Source organism: Jejudonia soesokkakensis (genome assembly GCF_042664795.1).
GTDB classification, from domain to species: Bacteria; Bacteroidota; Bacteroidia; order Flavobacteriales; family Flavobacteriaceae; genus Jejudonia; species Jejudonia soesokkakensis.
Window position 1 is genome coordinate 216,794 of sequence record NZ_JBHTBN010000005.1, and the last position, 17,985, is coordinate 234,778.

The 17,985-nt window shown below is 37.2% G+C and carries 16 protein-coding genes; 2 read left to right on the forward strand and 14 right to left on the reverse strand.

Features of this window, described 5'->3' with window-relative positions:
• Positions 1-22: 22 nt before the first annotated feature.
• Together ACFQO1_RS10880 and uvrB are read right to left on the reverse strand one after the other, a co-directional pair.
• The gene (locus ACFQO1_RS10880; RefSeq protein WP_380218093.1) at positions 23-589 is read right to left on the reverse strand and encodes a hypothetical protein; all 567 of its coding nucleotides are present in this window, start codon (positions 587-589) and stop codon (positions 23-25) included.
• A gap of 59 nt (positions 590-648) precedes the next feature.
• Positions 649-2,652 (reverse strand): excinuclease ABC subunit UvrB, encoded by a 2,004-nt coding sequence (gene uvrB / locus ACFQO1_RS10885; RefSeq protein WP_380218094.1) that lies wholly within the window; start codon positions 2,650-2,652, stop codon positions 649-651.
• A gap of 141 nt (positions 2,653-2,793) precedes the next feature.
• On the opposite strand from uvrB, the gene ACFQO1_RS10890 reads away from it, so the two are divergent.
• A complete protein-coding gene (locus tag ACFQO1_RS10890) occupies positions 2,794-3,036 on the forward strand; it encodes a hypothetical protein (protein ID WP_380218095.1) in 243 nt (80 codons plus the stop codon).
• A 2-nt stretch (positions 3,037-3,038) separates the two neighbouring features.
• On the opposite strand, the gene ACFQO1_RS10895 is transcribed toward ACFQO1_RS10890, so the two are convergent.
• The 11 genes from ACFQO1_RS10895 to ACFQO1_RS10945 all read right to left on the reverse strand — a co-directional run bounded on the left by ACFQO1_RS10895 (position 3,039) and on the right by ACFQO1_RS10945 (position 15,932).
• Complete coding sequence (locus ACFQO1_RS10895) at positions 3,039-5,384, reverse strand: T9SS type B sorting domain-containing protein (RefSeq protein WP_380218096.1); 2,346 nt, start codon at positions 5,382-5,384, stop codon at positions 3,039-3,041.
• A gap of 82 nt (positions 5,385-5,466) precedes the next feature.
• Complete coding sequence (locus ACFQO1_RS10900) at positions 5,467-5,781, reverse strand: hypothetical protein (RefSeq protein ID WP_380218097.1); 315 nt, start codon at positions 5,779-5,781, stop codon at positions 5,467-5,469.
• Positions 5,782-5,827: 46 nt separating this feature from the next.
• Positions 5,828-6,679 (reverse strand): hypothetical protein, encoded by an 852-nt coding sequence (locus tag ACFQO1_RS10905; RefSeq protein ID WP_380218098.1) that lies wholly within the window; start codon positions 6,677-6,679, stop codon positions 5,828-5,830.
• 59 nt (positions 6,680-6,738) lie between these two features.
• Positions 6,739-9,186, reverse strand: a complete 2,448-nt coding sequence (locus ACFQO1_RS10910) for a T9SS type B sorting domain-containing protein (protein WP_380218099.1) — start codon at positions 9,184-9,186, stop codon at positions 6,739-6,741.
• A 55-nt stretch (positions 9,187-9,241) separates the two neighbouring features.
• Positions 9,242-10,084 carry an ABC transporter permease gene (locus ACFQO1_RS10915; RefSeq protein WP_380218101.1) on the reverse strand — a complete coding sequence of 281 codons (843 nt, stop codon included), beginning with the start codon at positions 10,082-10,084 and terminating at the stop codon, positions 9,242-9,244.
• 4 nt (positions 10,085-10,088) lie between these two features.
• Entirely contained in the window at positions 10,089-10,985 is an 897-nt protein-coding gene (locus ACFQO1_RS10920) for an ABC transporter ATP-binding protein (RefSeq protein WP_380218102.1), read from the reverse strand.
• A gap of 122 nt (positions 10,986-11,107) precedes the next feature.
• Positions 11,108-12,166, reverse strand: coding sequence for a nucleoid-associated protein (locus ACFQO1_RS10925; protein ID WP_380218103.1), 1,059 nt, complete (start codon positions 12,164-12,166; stop codon positions 11,108-11,110).
• Positions 12,167-12,235: 69 nt separating this feature from the next.
• Positions 12,236-12,751, reverse strand: coding sequence for an IS1096 element passenger TnpR family protein (locus ACFQO1_RS10930; protein WP_380218104.1), 516 nt, complete (start codon positions 12,749-12,751; stop codon positions 12,236-12,238).
• A 96-nt stretch (positions 12,752-12,847) separates the two neighbouring features.
• Positions 12,848-13,879, reverse strand: a complete 1,032-nt coding sequence (locus tag ACFQO1_RS10935) for a COX15/CtaA family protein (RefSeq protein ID WP_380218105.1) — start codon at positions 13,877-13,879, stop codon at positions 12,848-12,850.
• A 3-nt stretch (positions 13,880-13,882) separates the two neighbouring features.
• Complete coding sequence (locus tag ACFQO1_RS10940) at positions 13,883-15,313, reverse strand: CCA tRNA nucleotidyltransferase (RefSeq protein WP_380218106.1); 1,431 nt, start codon at positions 15,311-15,313, stop codon at positions 13,883-13,885.
• Between the two features lie 58 nt (positions 15,314-15,371).
• Complete coding sequence (locus ACFQO1_RS10945; RefSeq protein ID WP_380218107.1) at positions 15,372-15,932, reverse strand: L-threonylcarbamoyladenylate synthase; 561 nt, start codon at positions 15,930-15,932, stop codon at positions 15,372-15,374.
• Positions 15,933-16,029: 97 nt separating this feature from the next.
• On the opposite strand from ACFQO1_RS10945, the gene ACFQO1_RS10950 reads away from it, so the two are divergent.
• Positions 16,030-16,815 (forward strand): glycosyltransferase family 2 protein, encoded by a 786-nt coding sequence (locus ACFQO1_RS10950; protein ID WP_380218108.1) that lies wholly within the window; start codon positions 16,030-16,032, stop codon positions 16,813-16,815.
• Here ACFQO1_RS10950 and ACFQO1_RS10955 read toward each other — a convergent pair.
• Complete coding sequence (locus ACFQO1_RS10955) at positions 16,812-17,939, reverse strand: hypothetical protein (protein ID WP_380218109.1); 1,128 nt, start codon at positions 17,937-17,939, stop codon at positions 16,812-16,814. The two genes, ACFQO1_RS10950 and ACFQO1_RS10955, sit on opposite strands and share 4 nt — an antisense overlap.
• Between the last annotated feature and the right edge of the window lie 46 nt (positions 17,940-17,985).

Below are 17,985 nucleotides of genomic sequence, written 5' to 3' on the forward strand. Positions count from 1 at the left end.
GTAGAAATACGCTTTGCTTTTTTTAATTGTGTTCATTGATGAGATGCATCACTTCTTCAGGTGACATATATAATTTTCGAAGCTTGGCTTTGTATCGTTCTGAAATGGAAGCGTGATCTAAAATAAAATTTTTTGTTTTTAAAATATATTCACCCATTCCGTGAAGAATTGCAAAAGTATCGGCTGCACGTTCAACTTCCTGAATATGCGCATGCGAAAACAAATACTTTGCGCCAAAAATAAGCATCCCAAAAGCAGATCTATTCCTATAGTCCATTACATGACCCAGCTCGTGACCCAACCAGCCAATCATTACGTCACTTGGGATCTCATCAATGGATAGCTCTTCCTTATCAATTTGAATTTTCCGACTTATTAATATAATATACGCTCTATTGTCACGAGAACCAAAAAAACTTCCCCAGGTAGGTTGCGCCTGCATCGTCGATTTCTTAATGTTATCCTTAAACTGAAACGTAATTTTACAATCTGCCAATTCTGGGAAATAAGAAAGGGCTTTTAGTGCTTCTTTCTGTATGGACTTCGGAATGATTTTCGTTTCAATATTGCTGGATCTGGTAGATATCATAGAAAATCAAAATACAAAAATTGAGTTTTAATTCTGTTAAGGCGATGATAAAAGATAGCCTATTGTACAGTTTCCAGATCTTTCTGAAGCATTTTAATTTTATCACGTAATTTCGCTGCCATCATAAAGTCTAATTCCATAGCAGACTTTTCCATCGCTTTCCGAGTATCACGAATACGCTTTTCAATTTGCGCTTTTGTCAAATATTCTGGTTCTGTTGGTTCGGCCGCAAGACTTTCCGCAGTTTCAAAAGTGTATGCTTGTGCTTTTGATTTTGTAAGCGCATTGTCAAAAGATTTTTTAATGGCAGTAGGAGTAATATTGTTTTCTTTGTTATATGCAATTTGCTTGGCGCGTCTGTACTCAGTACCATCAATCGTTTCCTGCATGCTTTTGGTGATTTTATCGGCATACATTATTGCTTTTCCATTCAGGTTACGAGCGGCACGACCTACAGTCTGAGTTAATGATCTGTTACTACGTAAAAATCCTTCTTTGTCGGCATCCAAAATAGCCACTAATGAAACTTCAGGCAGATCCAGCCCCTCACGTAATAGGTTAACACCAACGAGCACATCAAATAATCCTAATCGCAGATCTTGCATGATTTCTACACGCTCCAAGGTATCAACATCACTGTGAATATAGCGGCAGCGTACTTGTACACGAGTTAAGTATTTAACTAATTCTTCCGCCATGCGTTTTGTCAAGGTGGTCACTAAAACGCGCTCATCTTTTTCAATCCGTTGCTGCATTTCCTCCAGTAAATCATCTATCTGATTCAAACTTGGACGTACTTCAATTGGAGGATCCAATAATCCTGTAGGTCGTATAATTTGCTCTACATAGACACCGCCACTTTTTTCCAATTCATAATCGGCGGGAGTTGCGCTCACATAGATCACTTGATTTTGCATCGCTTCAAATTCTTCAAATTTTAAAGGCCTATTGTCCATGGCCGCCGGTAATCTAAAACCGTATTCCACCAGATTTTCCTTTCGGGATCTGTCACCACCATACATTGCACCCACTTGCGGAATGGATACATGACTTTCATCTACGATCATTAAATAATCATCTGGGAAAAAGTCCAGCAGACAGAAAGGTCTGGTGCCGGGTAATCTTCCGTCGAGATAGCGAGAATAATTTTCAATTCCGCTGCAATAGCCTAATTCACGGATCATTTCCAGATCAAATTCAGTACGTTCATGCAGGCGCTTTGCTTCGAGGTGTTTTCCTATTTCTTTAAAGTAGTCTACCTGTTTTACCAAATCCGTCTGTATCTCCTTAATGGCTCCTTGTAAAACATCTGGCGAAGTCACAAACATATTGGCCGGATAGATATTCAGACGGTCATATTTTTCTACTACTTCATTGTTTTGCGGATTAAATGCCTCAATTTCTTCAATCTCATCTCCAAAAAAGTGAATTCGGAACGCGTTATCAGCATATCCAGGAAACACATCTACCGTATCTCCTTTTATTCTGAAACGTCCGTGACTAAATTCAGCTTCAGTCCGTGCATACAATGCCTGCACCAATTGATGAAGCAGTTTTGTTCGAGCAATGATTTGTCCTTTTTGAAGTGAGATTACATTCTTCTGAAACTCTACAGGATTTCCAATACCATACAAACAGGAAACTGAAGCTACCACTAGTACATCACGCCTCCCCGAAAGTAAAGAAGAAGTCGTACTCAGTCGCATTTTTTCAATCTCTTCATTAATAGAAAGATCTTTTTCTATGTAGGTTCCGCTGGAAGGAATAAATGCTTCTGGCTGGTAATAATCATAATAGGAAACAAAATATTCAACCGCATTATCTGGAAATAGGTTTTTAAACTCAGAATACAATTGAGCAGCTAATGTTTTATTGTGGGCTAATACCAAAGTCGGTTTCTGAACATGCTCCACCACATTGGCCACGGTAAAAGTTTTACCACTTCCGGTTACTCCAAGGAGAGTCTGGAATTTTTCTGAAGCTTCAATCCCTTCCACCAATGATTTGATAGCGGTTGGCTGATCTCCGGTAGGTTTAAAATCTGATTTAATTTTGAATTTCATAGACAAGCAAAGATACAAAAAGGAAGCAGCATTTTTGACTCTTGGGGAGCTGTTAAAGTTGCGTAAAATAACTCCAAAGACCATGTTAAGGGGAATTCAAAATAAAGTAACAAACACTATCTTTAATAAAATTTAAAGATTATGACTAAGAAAACACCCATGCTTGATAAAGACAAAAAAAACGAGCAGCAAATTGAAAATCAGGATTATCCGGGAGAACCAAATTCAGCTCCAAATAGTAAAAAATCATCAAACGAAAGTCCTTCAAAAGAAAATCCAAAAAAAGTACCCGAATCGAATGATAGAGCAGGATATGGTGAAAAAGTTAAAAGGAGTGATAAAGACCTTCCTAAGATCAACGAGGATAGCACAGAAGAGGAATAAAATTATCGCTTCAGTGTAAAGTGACTTTTATAAGTGCCTCCTTCAAAAAAGTGAGCCACAAACCAATAATCGTTGGATGGTAATGGATTTCCATTATAGGTGCCATCCCATCCAATTGAGGTAGGTGAAATTACTTTTAGCAATTTTCCGTAGCGATCAAAAATCTCCACTCGCTGAATTTGTAAATTAAAGGTGTTGACACCTACCACCTGCCATGTATCATGAAAACCATCATTATTGGGTGTCACCACGCGTGGGAAATCTAAAACATATACCGTTTCTGAAACTATTCCGCAGCCATTTTTATCGCGAACAAACACCGTATACACTCCACCCAATACATTCTCAAAAGTGTTATTATCCTGATAAAACAAATCAGGATCTAGTGAATATTCGTAATCTCCTGCGCCTTGTGTTGTTACTGTGATAGAGCTTTCATTATGGTACTTAGGTGTCACTACAACGTCTATTTGAGCCAACTCAGATTCTACCACATCGATTGTGTTGGTCGCTTCACATGTGTACGTTTCACCATTAATAATTTCCGTAAAAAAAGCTGTCACTGTGTAGGTGTCTGGTTCATTAATTTCAATGGTTGCAGTCGTTTCTCCTGTTGACCATTCATAAGTATAATCGTCTGGATCGCCAATAATATCTGCAGAAAGTGTAATCGTTTCAGGGAAAGTATTTAGGCAATAAAACTGGGTGGATTGGGGCTCAAATTGTGGTGTAGGAACGACGTTTAAACTCACTTCTGCAATTCCTTGGCAACCACTCATTCCTTCAATTCGCGCAAAAATTGTTTGCTGTTGTGGAATTTGATTTCTGAAAGTTTCAGAGATATTATTTTGTCCATTTCCAGCATCCATATACGATTCATGATAAGTCACAGTAAGGTCAGGCAGAATATCCATTTGTATTTGTGTGGTTACTTCTGAAAGGTCGAAGGTTGCAAAGTTCATTGCGTCATCCTCAGAGCATTCTACAAGGGTATAAGGAGCAAAGGTATTGTCTGTTGTCCTTAAAATAACGGAAGCGATATCAAAGCAATTAAAGGGATTGATGACACGAGCATAGACGATTTGATTCACCGTTGGGTTTTCATATTCACTCGGATTTGTAATCGGATCAAAATTAGTTTCGGCATCCACACGACGTTCAAAAAAGTTCACGATTTGCAACGAGTTGTCATTATTGGTAATAGCTTCAGTAGCATCAAACAAATTAAAAATTGCAAAACCGTCTTCAATTTCTTCACATTGAAAAAGTGTTGTATTATTTGTAACGACTGGAGGTGAATATTCAATTAAAATAGTATCTGTAGCAAGACAACCCATTCCATAGTCAATTTCAACAGTATAGTTACCTGGCATACTAACATCCAGTGTCGCCATCATTTCTGAAGGTAATAAAACTCCATCCTTAAACCATCTGTAACCGTTAGGAACAGAATTAGGAGGTGTCGCATCCAGCGTAATCATTTCCTGATCACATAAAGGGGTGTTGGTGACGAAGCTTCGGTCGTTTCCTAAATCGGCACTGATCGTAAAACTACTTCCTTCCAAGAATACAGCCGAGTCAAATCTGAAATTTTCTTCATCTGCCAATACCAGCTTTATATGGTACGGCTGGTTGGGAATTACGGGACTTTCCGCAGCTAGAATGGTCGTTTGTCCGTTAAAATTAATAGGAGCATTTGCATCGTTAAAGCTTCCAAAGTAGGTTTCGTTAATCGCTGGACAGCCACCTGGAATTTCTGGATGTACAGTGGTTACCAATACAGGTGTGGTGGTGTCTGGAATTAATGCAATATTTTCGTAAGTGCCACCACTAGCAGGTCTAATTAAGAACGCAAATGCATCACTAAATCGACAGGTGTTAGGGTTGCCCTCTTGATATTCTTCACTGGCAAAAATATAGCGAAACCTAATATTATCTGCATTAGGAGTAAAATCGAATTCGATAATGGTAGCATTGGTTGTATTGCTTATTTGCAGAGCCATCTCGAGATCTATGTCTCCTGTCCAGTTTGGAGCATCATCATCACTCAAGGTCGCATTGGGGCCCGGGACATTTTGTAGCTTTCCGGTGCTTAATACCAATCCTTCCTGAAACGGGAAACTACTTCCGCCAGCATTAAAATATCCATAGCTAAGATTGCCGTCTGCAAATTGGCCTCCTACGACATTCGTAACCTGTATATCTGAAATACAACCACTGTTTATAAGCACATCCTCAATAAGTTGCTGGGGTGTAAAATTGGTGTTTACTTGAATGTTTTGTGCAGAAACAGTACTGAAGAGACTCAGTAAAAAAATTAAAATAATATAAAGTGGGAAACCTTTCAATCTTCTAAATTCAATAGCTCGGCAAAACTATCAAAACCTTCTTGGAAATCTAATGAGTTTAACAAAAATTAATAGGTTTAATTTAACTAGCCCAGTATTTAAATGAAAAGAAAAATAACAATGCTAGTACAAGTCCTAACATGATTCCAAAAAAGATACTTACTAATAGTTTTCCTTTAAAATGTGCTTTTTTAAAAAACAGCCCATATACGAGATATTGGCACAAAAAAATGAAAGTTCCATAAATAAGAAGTGCGATGATACTCCCAGGATCTTTTAAAAAATTAAAGTTGTAATAACCTTCATCTATAAAACCTAAAAGCAAAGCAAACACTATAGCACTTGCTAGTAATGATAGTAGGTTCTTTGTATCTTTTGTCCGATTGGTGGTTGTCATACTTAATTGTTTATGAAAAGATACCCTTGTGAAGAGAGGTTGCGTATTATGTTTTCCGAATAAGTCTTTTGTTGATTTTGACCCTGTCATTAATGATTAATTTCACAAAATATAAATCTTCGGGAAAGTCTGAAGCATCAAATTGAAAGTCAAAATTATGTTCCCCGGCTTTTTTCTGTGATTCTTGGAATAATTCTCTTACCACTACATTTTTATCATTGAAAATTGCGATACTTACAGACGAAGGCTGTGAAAAGTAATAGGTGAAAGTGCCACCCATAGTTCTCTTAGGCTTATCTGTAGCAGGTATACTTCTAATTTTTTCTTGAGTAGAAACACCCAGAACTTCTCTAGTAAAACTTTGAAAATGAGTGCCTGTATTATTTTCATCATCCAAACTATAAATATCTTCGACAGAGTGATTATCTGTAATTGCCCATATTGCATGTTGGGCTATGCTATTAAAGCTTTTGGTCTGTTCAATTTCCTGAGTAAGTTTTAATAAATTTCCTGAAGCAACTTTGCCCGCCGAATAGGTATCTTCATCTCTAGGAGCTCTGTTATTTGATTGAACACACATTCCTTGAATTGCCTTAGTCACAGGAGTATTTGTAACGATAAGGTCATTGGCTTCTGTGGTAATAATATCTTGCACTTCTGGATCTGTTGAAACAAATAGTTGTCCATTTGGAATGGTAATATTAATTTTCTTGGAAGTCAGATTTGTAACCGTAATCGAAAGTGGTTCAAAATAGTGCGTGCTTTCAGGTGTTTTTTTTACTTCTACTGTGACCATGCCTTTGTTGATTGCTTCGGAAAGTTCATAAGTCGGTGTGTTGTGAATAGGTGGATGAGCGCATAGAAATACCAAAGCACATACTGTTGCTAGAAGTTTCATATTCAAAATTTAAAGTGGTTACTTTAAAAACGTAAACTCCTTAGTAATAGTGTGTATTCTTAGTAATTTATATACACAAACCCTACATAGGCTTCCGTAAATTGCGGGTCATTTAACACCAACACATAATAATACGTACCCACAGGAACTAGGCCTTCGCCATGCAATAATCCGGTATTAGGAACTCCGTTCCAGAAGCCTTCCTCATTTCCACCTTCGTATAATAAGTTTCCTTTCCGACTGTAAATTTTTAAATTGAAATCTGTAAATACATTGAGCAATCCAGAGATCTCAAATTCGTCATTGATAGTATCATTATTAGGCGAAAATCCTTCAGGAATAAATGGCGGACAATTTTCTGTGGTAATCTGAAATGCACTTGTGTCAAAACAGATTTCGTTTTCCAGACGTACATAAATCGTTTGTGGGTCACTGGTGTTTGTAAATTGTCCCGGGTCTAAAATCGGATTTGAATTTGTGTTGGCATCTTCTTCAGAAAGGAAATACGTAATTGTGTCTCCAGCAGATGTAGCTATTTCATCGTCTTGTTCGGTTAAATCAAAAGTGGCTGTATCAAAGCCTTCGTCACATTCGGTCAATAATGGTATCATACCTATTGGGGGAATACTCATAAATGCTTCAGAAACCTGAAAGGTGTTATTGAATTCGTTTAATTCTTCCACAATGCCCATTCCAAATCCGGTATCGTCCACAACAACCAGTAACGTAAAATTGTCGGGTACTGTAGGCGCTAACGTAATTTCAATACTGCCATTTTCAGAAGCACCAATAGCAATTTCAGATTGGGTCTGTGATTGTGCGACTAGCGTTCCATTCACATAAAAAGCAATGGGAGTTCCTGCAGGTAATGCTAGCGTTCCTAGTGAGTTAAAAACAATGTAATTTACAGTAAGATCCCGCTCTCTGCAGGCGTTGAGGTTATTTGTAATTTCAATGGTAGCATCGGGTAGTGGGCAAATAATAACCTCTACTGTGAAGCTATCGATGACGAAGCAGTCCGGATTTGAAACCCGAATAAATAGGGTTTGAGGATTCTGTGTATTCTCAAAAGCTTCGGGGGTAGTAATCGGATTCATACCATTTTGCGCATCACTTTCCGAAGTATAATATGAAAGTATATTTACAGGATCAATCTGCAGTGTGGCTTCCGTAAGATTAAAAAATTCGGTACCAACAGCATCACAAACTTCCAAATTTTGAAGTCCGATAACCTCAGGAAAAACCAACAAATGAAAATCAACCCTAGTTTCATTATTGAGTTCATTCAATTCCAAAACAGTGCTGTTGCCGTTTCCATCGTCATCAACAGCAGCAGTAAGAGTAAAATCAGCTGGAATCGCTGGAGGAATAGAAACATTGATGCTTCCGCTTTCTTGTTCGTTAATCGCAAGCTCTTGCGTAGTTATAGCTTGTCCTACAAGTGTATTGTTTGCATAAAAGGCAATGGGTATATTGGCAGGAAGTACATCTGTACTATTTATATTGAGAACAGTATAGTCTAGGAGAATGTCTCTATTTCCACACTCGGTCCCTCCTTGAGCAGTATCTATAGTAATGGTAGCATCTGGCAGTTCTACATTTAAAACAGTAATTATTTGGTTGATCATTACCAGATCCTGATTCGAAGTAAGTTCGATCACCGCACTGGTATCTCCCGGCTGAATATTGTTTTCAATACTATAAAAATCGATATCCATATTATACAACTCGTTCGAGTTTGTAAAACTATTAGTGCCGTTAAAAGCATTATTGGCAGGATTTAGAGGATCGTTACTCAAAATGCTTCCGTTAATGCGAAGTGTTTCGTTATTGGCAATAGTTGCATCACCTTCCCAGGCCAGAAATCCTATTTTTGCCCCTGCATTGTCAAGTACATTAAGATTTTCAAGAGTAATTGCTATGGCAGGATTGCTGCTAAAAACTGTCTCTAATCCTTCAAAAATGTTGATTTGATTGAGCGGTAGTGTCTCGTCCTCGTAAACAACAGTAACTGCCCAGCCTCCATAATTGGTAGCGCTTCCTCCATTGCTTTGACAAAAAGGTTGTATGGCTTCAAGTAAGTCTAATTCTGAAAGGGTATAGGTACCATTTCCATTAGATGCTAAAAAAGAGGTAATGTCTGCCTGTGCAGCAAAAAAATCATAGCTAACTCCATTGTTTGCCGTATAAGAAAATGCAAATTCACGTTCTGATGTAATAGGCGTTCCGTTAAGTGCTACTTCAAAATCTCCAGTGCCAGAACCCGACCAATACAAATAAGCTGCAATTACTTGCTGATTGTTTTCTAGAGTAAACGCAGCACTACTTTGCGAGAGGATTTCACAATTTCCGCCCTGACCTCCATTTTCTTCAGGATTTAAAGTGTTTCCGAAGGAAAGATAGTCATAACGACCATTGAGTTGTCTAAATAGTTCAACATCTTGAGCTACACAAAGATTTGCGTAAAGAAATAAAAGAAGTCCAATACAGGTATGAATGCGTGGCATTGCAGGGAATTAATATTCTAAATATACAGAATAATTAATTCCTTTTTTGAATTTTCTATAGATCTCTTCTTTTTAATAAAGCGTACGACCAGTAGATAAACAACGCGGTCCAAACCAATACAATAGCAACTTGGTACCAATGTAGGCCATAATCCTTTGTAAATTCTTCGCCACCTATTTGACTAGCTACAGACTGTATAGCACCTAATCTTGTAATTGGTTCTTTGATAAGGTTGCTCATGGACGCTAATGGAAAGAATTGCATTACTTGATCACCCAGCTCTGTCCCTTTTTTATAGTCTAAATAACTAAAAATAATAGCAAAGATTCCTTCAATGATTTGCCACAACCCGAGAAAACCTAAAGCGAAAGCAGAACGTTTTACTAGAACACCCAAAAATAAACAGAAGCTAAAAAAGCCCAATAGTTTTATGAAATAGGCAAGCAGATATTCCATGTCACTAAACACAATTGAGAGTTCTGTATAGTCTGAAAAGATACTCCCAAGAATGATGGATACAATAAAAAGAAATACTGTTGACAGAATAGAGAAAAATACGACGGTAAGTACTTTTGAAGCTAAAAATTCTTTTTTGCTCAATCCGTCGATGAGGTTTTGCTTTAATGTTTTGTAGCTGTATTCATTAGAAACCATTGAAACGATAACAATGGCTAAGAAAATTTTTAACCAAGCCGCAAACCAGCTATTAAAATGCCAGATAAATGGAAAGTTAAAAATTCCTTGGTCTGCAATCCGAAAGTTAATTTGTCCAAAATCGAACTCGTACGAAGCGATAAGTGATATTAAACAAATTAGGACAAAATAGGTTATGGTCAAGACCTTTGCAGATCTGCTATATCGTAATTTCTGAAATTCTATATTGAGTAATCGTAACATGCGGCTAGGTGTTTTTGGTAAGTTCAAGGAATTGTTCTTCAAGGCTTTCTTTACGTTTCACGAGGTGTGAAAGTGAGATTCCTTTTTCAAAAAGGTACTTGTTTAATTCTGAAGCATCCAAAGGGTCGTTGAGGTATCCAACTACCGCTTCATTTTCAGTTTTAATCAACCCAAATGCTTTGTGACCTTCCAGCGCCGCCTGAAGCGTCACCATATCATTACTTTTTAACGTAAAGAAACCATGACTAGCATTCATACCTTCTACAGGACCACTGTATAAACTAATCCCTTTTCTTAAAATGACTACATGGCTGCATACTTTTTCAACCTCATCGAGAAGGTGAGAGGCAAGCAAAATTGTAGTTCCCTGGGCTGCAATTGTTTTAATGATCTCACGTATTTGATGAATCCCTTGCGGGTCCAACCCATTGGTAGGTTCATCTAGAATTAAAATCTCCGGATCGTTTAACAATGCCGAAGCAATGGCCAAACGTTGTTTCATCCCTAATGAATACGCTCGAAATTTACTTTCTTTTCTATCCAGTAACCCAACTAGTTCTAATTTTTCTTCAACTTTGTCATTAGAAACTCCTTTGATTTTACAAACCAGATTTAGATTTTGTACTGCAGACATGTACGGATAAAAATTTGGACGTTCAATTATGGCGCCTACACGTTTTAATGCCTGGTGGGTAGAAGTGCTCCCATCAAACCAGGTAAAGTTTCCCGAAGTTTTATTAACTACATTAAGTACGATTCCTAAGGTAGTTGATTTTCCACTTCCGTTAGGGCCTAGAATTCCGTATACATTCCCTTTTTCTATGGTAAAGGAGAGGTCATTGACGGCAACAAGGCTTCCAAATTTCTTGGTAAGATTGTTAATGGTGAGAATTGTTTCCAAAGAATCTATGTTTTGATTGGTTAGTAATGTGACGGTCCAGGAGAAGATTTGTTACATTTTAAAGAAACCGTTGTCAGCTGCAGTATTCAGTTTTATTGAAAATTTTCAACAATGCATGCTTGTTAACTTTTCTGTTCCTTATTAAAATACACTAGATAATAATACATTTGCTTTTCTTCGTCCCAGCCTTTTTCCACAAAACGTTCGGCACTTTCAGGATTAATAAAATCCATTTTAATCTGTATGTTCGTATCTAGGTTGATCACATTCTTTATCTTTTTACGGGCAGCAGTCACTGCCGTATTTGCAATTGGAAATGTAGTAAGATCTTCAATACTGTATTTTGGAGATTTTTCAGATTTATAATGATTAAACTCCGGAATTAGATCTGGATTGCTAATCACATCATTCATAAAAGCGCTTTCTTCGAAGGTATCGTTTTTCGCAAAATGATTAACCGCACGGTTCATAAACAATACTTCCTCCTTTTTATCTTCGGCAGGTAATACCACATCTTTTGCAAAATCCTGACAGAATTTTAAATACTTTTTGGTGTAAAAGTTATCATCTTCAAAAGCATCAACCCCTAAGAAACTTTCCAGCCAGTAACGGGTGTCGTAACGATTGCTATCTACGGAAAGAATTTTATAGCCTTCTTCTTTTTTGGTATTAAAAATCAACGCTCCTTTATCTAGCTTGTTAAGGTTTACCCCTTGCTGAAGCAGCGCATCTAATTGGTTATCTTTTTCAGAAAACTGAAGAAAATCTTGTTTTAATTCTGATTTAAAAATCCCAATACCGTCTACTTTTTCACCATCAATCTGAAGATTTTCAAGATATGCCACATACACCTCTCCACTTTTTATGTGTGGATGCTCCGATTGATCAAATAAGTATGTTGCAATGTGTTTGCTATTTTCATGGGCTGTCGATGGATCTTCAAACATTTTTGAGACCATCATAAACAGTTCATGAAATTCTAAATCGGTATCGTGTGAAAACTGAAAATAATTCTCCTCCTTATCGCGAAAGGGTTTCAGAAAAAATTCTTTTAAAAGTGGCGCTAACTCATCATCCATATGATAAGGTTGCTGTGATAAAAAGATAGACTCGTTTCTACTTTTGTTTCCCACACGGTGTATAGAAATAGAAGCGATGTTTGCAGAATATAAGTTGATCATTTGAAATGTTGATTGTTAAGTGTTATATGTAAAGTACTAGAATATTGTGACTGCAAACAGGTAATTTAATTAATTCCAATTTTCGTCAAAATCCAAGTCTTCATAATCTTCTGGGTCCAGTTCGAGGTCTTCGTTATAATCAAGCGCGTCTTCGTCACCTTCGGCAATAAATTCAAGCTCAGTGGCTTCTTCTGGTATTTCACCCACAGCAAACATAAGATTAGGATAACTTTGTCCGTCCTCGTATTCGGTTACTTCGGCAAGTTCTACAAGGAATGTCCACATATTTAAAAAGTCGTAAATATAAATGAGTTTTGTTTGTTCTTCCCAAACAGTATCTTCAAGAATAGTGTCGTGCATTACTCTTACTTTTTCATCACCTTCACTCATGTCAAACAAGGCTATTTCTTCACCCTGTTCCCATTTTTCGTTACTTACGTAGAAAGATGCCATTTCCTGTCCAGCAAATCCAAAAGCCTGAGTGATGACATTATGAAAGTCTTCCATAGTGCTGGAAGCTTCTATTTCTATATCACGAAACACATCTTCGTGGTTGTCCAAAATTATTCTAAAACGGTAAATCATTACTGAAAATTAAGAGGACAAAGGTACAAAAAATTGAAAGTGTTGGCAGCTTTAAAAAGCTATGAATTCAGGATTTATTTTATATAATTTTTGTAACTATTGTCTCATTACAAATTTTGGAATATGCTTTTTCCAAGCCTCTAAAATCACATAAAACTGTAACCCGAATAATAAAGAAGCAATCACAAGGTGTAATGGCTGAGATAATACAGGAAAGTCGAAATAATACATAAGAATTCCTGTAAGTGCTTCTAATATAATTAGTAAGAAAATCCAGTTAATTTTTGACAGCCCGTAGTTGTGTTTTCGATTGAAAAACCACAACCAAGCATTCAGTGCAAAAACAATAATTGAAAAAGTTCTATGTATATAAAAAGTCATAGTAGGATTGTCCAACCATTGGGATTTGGCATCATACCCTACAAGAGCTACTTGGTCATCTACAAATTGCCGAACTTGAGTCCCCAATATAATCTGTATCATGGTTAACACTAATGCAAAAACCAACAGCATCACATATTTTTTTGAAACTGAAAATGTTTTTTTATTATTTTTTGAAAGATATAAAAGGTATAAAAGGAATGCGACAATAAGCAGTGCCATGACCATATGGATGGTGATTTTTACGGGTGACAGCACAGAGTAAACCACCGTTGCCCCGAGCCAGCCCTGAAAGCCAATAGCAAATACGGAAAGCCACGAAAGTAGGGTGATTTTTTTGTTATCACGCCATTTCCAAATGGAGAGAATAGCCATAATTAGCATTGCGAGCCCTGCAAGTGCACCTAATAAACGGTTGATATACTCAATCCAGGTATGCCAGACATTGAAAATTGCGTAATCATGTCTTGTGTAAAGCTCCCAGTTTTCTTCGGAAAATTTTGAAGTTGTAATAAAGTCTCTTGTGGCTACTTGTAACGCTTCGTTCCTAATGATAACCTGACCTTTTTCAAATGACCGATTAGGTTGCCATTCCAGTTCTGAAGCTTCGGTAGGCGGAATATAATATCCAAAGCATTTAGGCCAGTCGGGGCAACCCATACCAGAGCCTGTCATACGTACCATCGCTCCTGCAACGATGACGAGATAGACTAGAATAAGTGTTATTTTGACCCAGTTTCTATACACAGGTTACTTGGTTTTTTTTTGTTTCAATCCAATTGCTTTTCCTTTCTCGAGCATATACTCTTTTGCAGCTTGATATTCGTTTGGAATTTCCCCTTCCAATATCGCTTCTTTGATGGCGTCTTTTATGATTCCAATTTCTCTCGAAGGCTTTAGGTCAAACGTCTCCATGATTTCTTCTCCACTTACCGGAGGCTGAAAGTTTCGCACATGATCGCGTTCTTCAACTTCAACAATTTTATCACGTACCAATTGAAAATTCTGATGGTATTTTTTGAACTTCCTAGGATTTTTAGTGGTGATATCGGCTTCACATAAAGTCATGAGATCTTCTACATATTCTCCTGCATCAAAAATCAATCTACGAACTGCACTATCTGTTACATCTGTTGCTAACACGATGGGTCGGGAACTCATCAATACCATTTTCTGAACGAATTTCATCTTATCATTCAAAGGCATTTTAAGGCGCTTAAATAATTTATAGACCATCTTTGAACCTACAAATTCATGGCCATGAAACGTCCAGCCTATTTTTTTATCAAAACGTTTGGTGGGTGCTTTACCAATGTCATGTAATAAAGCTGCCCATCGCAACCAAAGGTTATCGGTGGTTTCAGCAATATTGTCTACCACCTCCAAGGTATGCCAAAAGTTATCTTTATGTCGCTGTCCTTCTTTCTCATCAATTCCCTGTAGGGCTACTAATTCTGGAAATATATGGCGAAGCAAGCCAGTTTTATGTAATAAGGCAAATCCTTTTGATGGCACTTTTGATGCTAAAATCTTATGAATTTCATCAACAATTCGTTCTTTGGAAATGATCTTGATACGATCTGCATTTTTTGAAATTGCCTCAAGCGATTGTTTTTCGATTGTAAAATCCAATTGTGTTGCAAATCGTATCGCACGAAGCATCCGTAACGGGTCGTCACTATAGGTGATGTCCGGGTCGAGTGGCGTGCGAATGATCTTATCTTCAAGATCTTGAAGACCATTAAACGGATCGAGTAACTTTCCGAAGTCTTCATCATTCAAGCTTAGGGCTAGAGCATTGATCGTAAAATCACGACGATTTTGATCATCCTCCAGCGTGCCATTTTCAACAGCTGGATTTCGGCTGTCTTCACGATATGATTCTTTGCGGGCACCTACAAACTCAAGTTCGATACCGCCTGTTTTAAGCATGGCGGTTCCATAATTTTTGAATACTGAAACTTTAGGATTTCCCGGACAGCGTTTTGCAACTTCTTTAGCAAGTTCAATTCCGCTACCAACAGTTACTACATCTATATCTTTGGCAGTACCACGATCTAATAAAAAATCACGTACAAATCCGCCAATTACATAGCTTTCTAAACTAAGATTAGATGCTGCCTGAGTAATAATTCTGAAAACAGGATTTTTTAAAGCAGATATATAGGTGTGGTTCGCCACTTTCTTGTGTTTTTATCTTAAAGAAAATACGAGCTAATTAGTTGTCTGCTAACTTCGTTTACTCACGAATTACAGTTACTTTTCCATCTTTTGTAAGCTTAATAATAGCAGATGGAGCAGCGGTTTTCTTTGTGCGATGCAAATTTACAACATAGTCTACCCCTTCCAAAATCTCTGGGCTTATTTCTTTAAAGCTTCGGGGAGTTTTAGCGCCGCTAATATTTGCTGAAGTAGATACAATGGGACGACGTAATTTTCGGAGTAATTTGGTGCAGAAATCATCTTTAGTGACACGAATTGCCAGCGAATTATCTTCAGCAATTAGATTTTCGGCCACACGAATAGGATCATCATAAATGATAGTGGTTGGTTTTGCGGCATATTTTAAAATGTCATAAGCTACTTCTGGAATTTCTTCCACAAATTGGTTCAGCATTTTAAAATCACTTACCAGGCAGATTAGTGATTTTGAATCGGCTCTTTTTTTGAGTTTATAGATTCGGTCAATCGCATCAGGATGTGATGCATCACAGCCAATTCCCCATACCGTATCGGTAGGATAGAGAATTAGACCTCCTCTTTTAAGTGTTTCCAGTGCTTTGTTAACTTCGTCGTACATTTTTCTGAAGGTTTTTCAAGCTTCAAAAGTAGGCAATCATTCGATATGTAACTAATTATCCTATCTTTGAATTTTAATTGCTACGGAAGAATTTTTTATGAAAACTGCACTTTTAGTCTCAACGTATAACTGGCCCGAAGCATTAGCCCTAGTTTTAAAAAGCGTCGAGCAGCAGTCTCAACTGCCAGACGAACTACTAATAGCAGATGATGGTTCTACTCAAGAAACCACAAAACTTATTGAAGAATTTAAAAAGCGTACCAGGATACATGTTATTCATGTCTGGCATGAAGATGAGGGTTTTAAACGTTCTGAAATTTTAAATAAAACAGTGGCACAATCCAATGCAGACTACCTTATTCAAACAGATGGAGATTGTATTCTTCATCGAAATTTTATCAAAGACCACAAGTCTTTTGCAAAAAAGGGATTGTACCTGTATGGAAGTCGGGTGAATATCAAGCAATCACACCTCGACACCCTTTTTTCTGAAAGTCAGACTAATTTTTCGGCATTCTCTAAAGGAATAAAAAAAAGGACGAGGGCATTACACATTCCTATTCTAAGTAGGTTGTATGGTGAAAAAAAGGAGCTTTCAAAAAAGCTGAGAGGTTGTAATGTTTCTTTTTGGCGTGCTGACTTTATAGCGGTGAACGGATATAATGAAGATATGACAGGTTGGGGGAGAGAAGACAGTGAGTTAGTCATACGAATGGTGAATTATGGAATCACAGGTCGTCGTTTACGTTACCGCGGAATTGTATTTCACATCTTTCATAAAACATCCTCAAAAAGTAAACTGAATATCAATGAGAGCATCCAGCAGCGTGCCATTGATGAAAACCTTACACGTTGTAAAAACGGAATCGATAAGTATCTTTAATTGGCATTTAAAAAATTAAGAATTGCTTTTGCAGCCCTTTCTGAAGCTGTTGATCCTGCTTCAGTATAATAATTTTCTTCCGTTATTTTTTCCTGAACTGGTTTATAGATCGAAAAGTTTTCCGAAGCATTTCTAAGAGCAGTTCCTAGGGTTTCAGTATGTTCAACAACATCACCACATTGCCAAAAACGAAACTTTGGATCTTCATTGAAATCTACCTTTTCAGCATTTATAAAGATACAAGCTCGCGGATTGATAATAAATTCATACACCTGGCTGGAGACATCACCAAGATAGATGTCTGCTTTGTTAATGTACACCATGTCGACACTTTTTTCACTCCCCAAGTCCATATGAATAGTCGGGCAATGAAAGTATTTTTCTGGAATGCTATCAATTGTATCCCCGCCCACTTTATGAAACAGATTAATATGAGGTGCAAAGATTAAATTGTACTCCTGCTGATTGTAAAAATAGTCAAGTATTTGTAATCCCTGAGTGTGCCAAGAGGATAATGGAGGAGAGAAATGCGGATTATAAAGCACAATTTTTTTTTGATTTGGAAACAGATTCATGCTCGAGACGTCTGGAACGGCATTAATTTTTGGATATCCAACTACAGCATGATGTTGTGCAAGGAGATTATTATTTTTTAGTAACTCCAAATAATTCTTCCCTGGAAGAAGCTGCAAATCAAAATCCAGTTGTTGTGGTTTAAGACTGTATCCACGTCCAGGAGTACCGTGGGTAATCTTAATGAATTTAGGAACATTTGCTTCCCCACGGGCTTCAGTAAAATACCTGTGAAAAAAGTCGGTAAAAATGATGGCATCAAATTTTTTAAGAATATACGCTCTGTTTTTCTTGATCCAGAATCCTTTTCTTGGGATAGATCTACCTTTTAATGTATCTGTAAAGGCTCTAAAGGGAGCTGTTTTTAATTGTTCGATGATAACTTCGTCTCCATTTAGACGGCTCAGTGTTTTATGAAGATAGGCGTGTTTGTCTGGGTAAGTAAGTATACTCACACTAGATGTTTTTGAAAGCGCTATAGCAACGGTTACAAAATGATTGATATGGTGAATTTCATCTAAGAATAGTATGGCAATCTTTTTTTGTGACATCTGTTTGTTTATACTGTGATGAATCTATGTAAAAATACTCTATTTT

What these genes read in the sequence shown, in the direction of transcription:
- ACFQO1_RS10950 (WP_380218108.1), top strand. Translation starts at nt 16,030, where the DNA reads ATGAAAACTGCACTTTTAGTCTCAACGTATAACTGGCCCGAAGCATTA.
- ACFQO1_RS10905 (WP_380218098.1), bottom strand. Translation starts at nt 6,679, where the DNA reads ATGAAACTTCTAGCAACAGTATGTGCTTTGGTATTTCTATGCGCTCAT.
- uvrB (WP_380218094.1), bottom strand. Translation starts at nt 2,652, where the DNA reads ATGAAATTCAAAATTAAATCAGATTTTAAACCTACCGGAGATCAGCCA.
- ACFQO1_RS10915 (WP_380218101.1), bottom strand. Translation starts at nt 10,084, where the DNA reads ATGTTACGATTACTCAATATAGAATTTCAGAAATTACGATATAGCAGA.
- ACFQO1_RS10910 (WP_380218099.1), bottom strand. Translation starts at nt 9,186, where the DNA reads ATGCCACGCATTCATACCTGTATTGGACTTCTTTTATTTCTTTACGCA.
- ACFQO1_RS10945 (WP_380218107.1), bottom strand. Translation starts at nt 15,932, where the DNA reads ATGTACGACGAAGTTAACAAAGCACTGGAAACACTTAAAAGAGGAGGT.
- ACFQO1_RS10930 (WP_380218104.1), bottom strand. Translation starts at nt 12,751, where the DNA reads ATGATTTACCGTTTTAGAATAATTTTGGACAACCACGAAGATGTGTTT.
- ACFQO1_RS10880 (WP_380218093.1), bottom strand. Translation starts at nt 589, where the DNA reads ATGATATCTACCAGATCCAGCAATATTGAAACGAAAATCATTCCGAAG.
- ACFQO1_RS10925 (WP_380218103.1), bottom strand. Translation starts at nt 12,166, where the DNA reads ATGATCAACTTATATTCTGCAAACATCGCTTCTATTTCTATACACCGT.
- ACFQO1_RS10890 (WP_380218095.1), top strand. Translation starts at nt 2,794, where the DNA reads ATGACTAAGAAAACACCCATGCTTGATAAAGACAAAAAAAACGAGCAG.
- ACFQO1_RS10900 (WP_380218097.1), bottom strand. Translation starts at nt 5,781, where the DNA reads ATGACAACCACCAATCGGACAAAAGATACAAAGAACCTACTATCATTA.
- ACFQO1_RS10955 (WP_380218109.1), bottom strand. Translation starts at nt 17,939, where the DNA reads ATGTCACAAAAAAAGATTGCCATACTATTCTTAGATGAAATTCACCAT.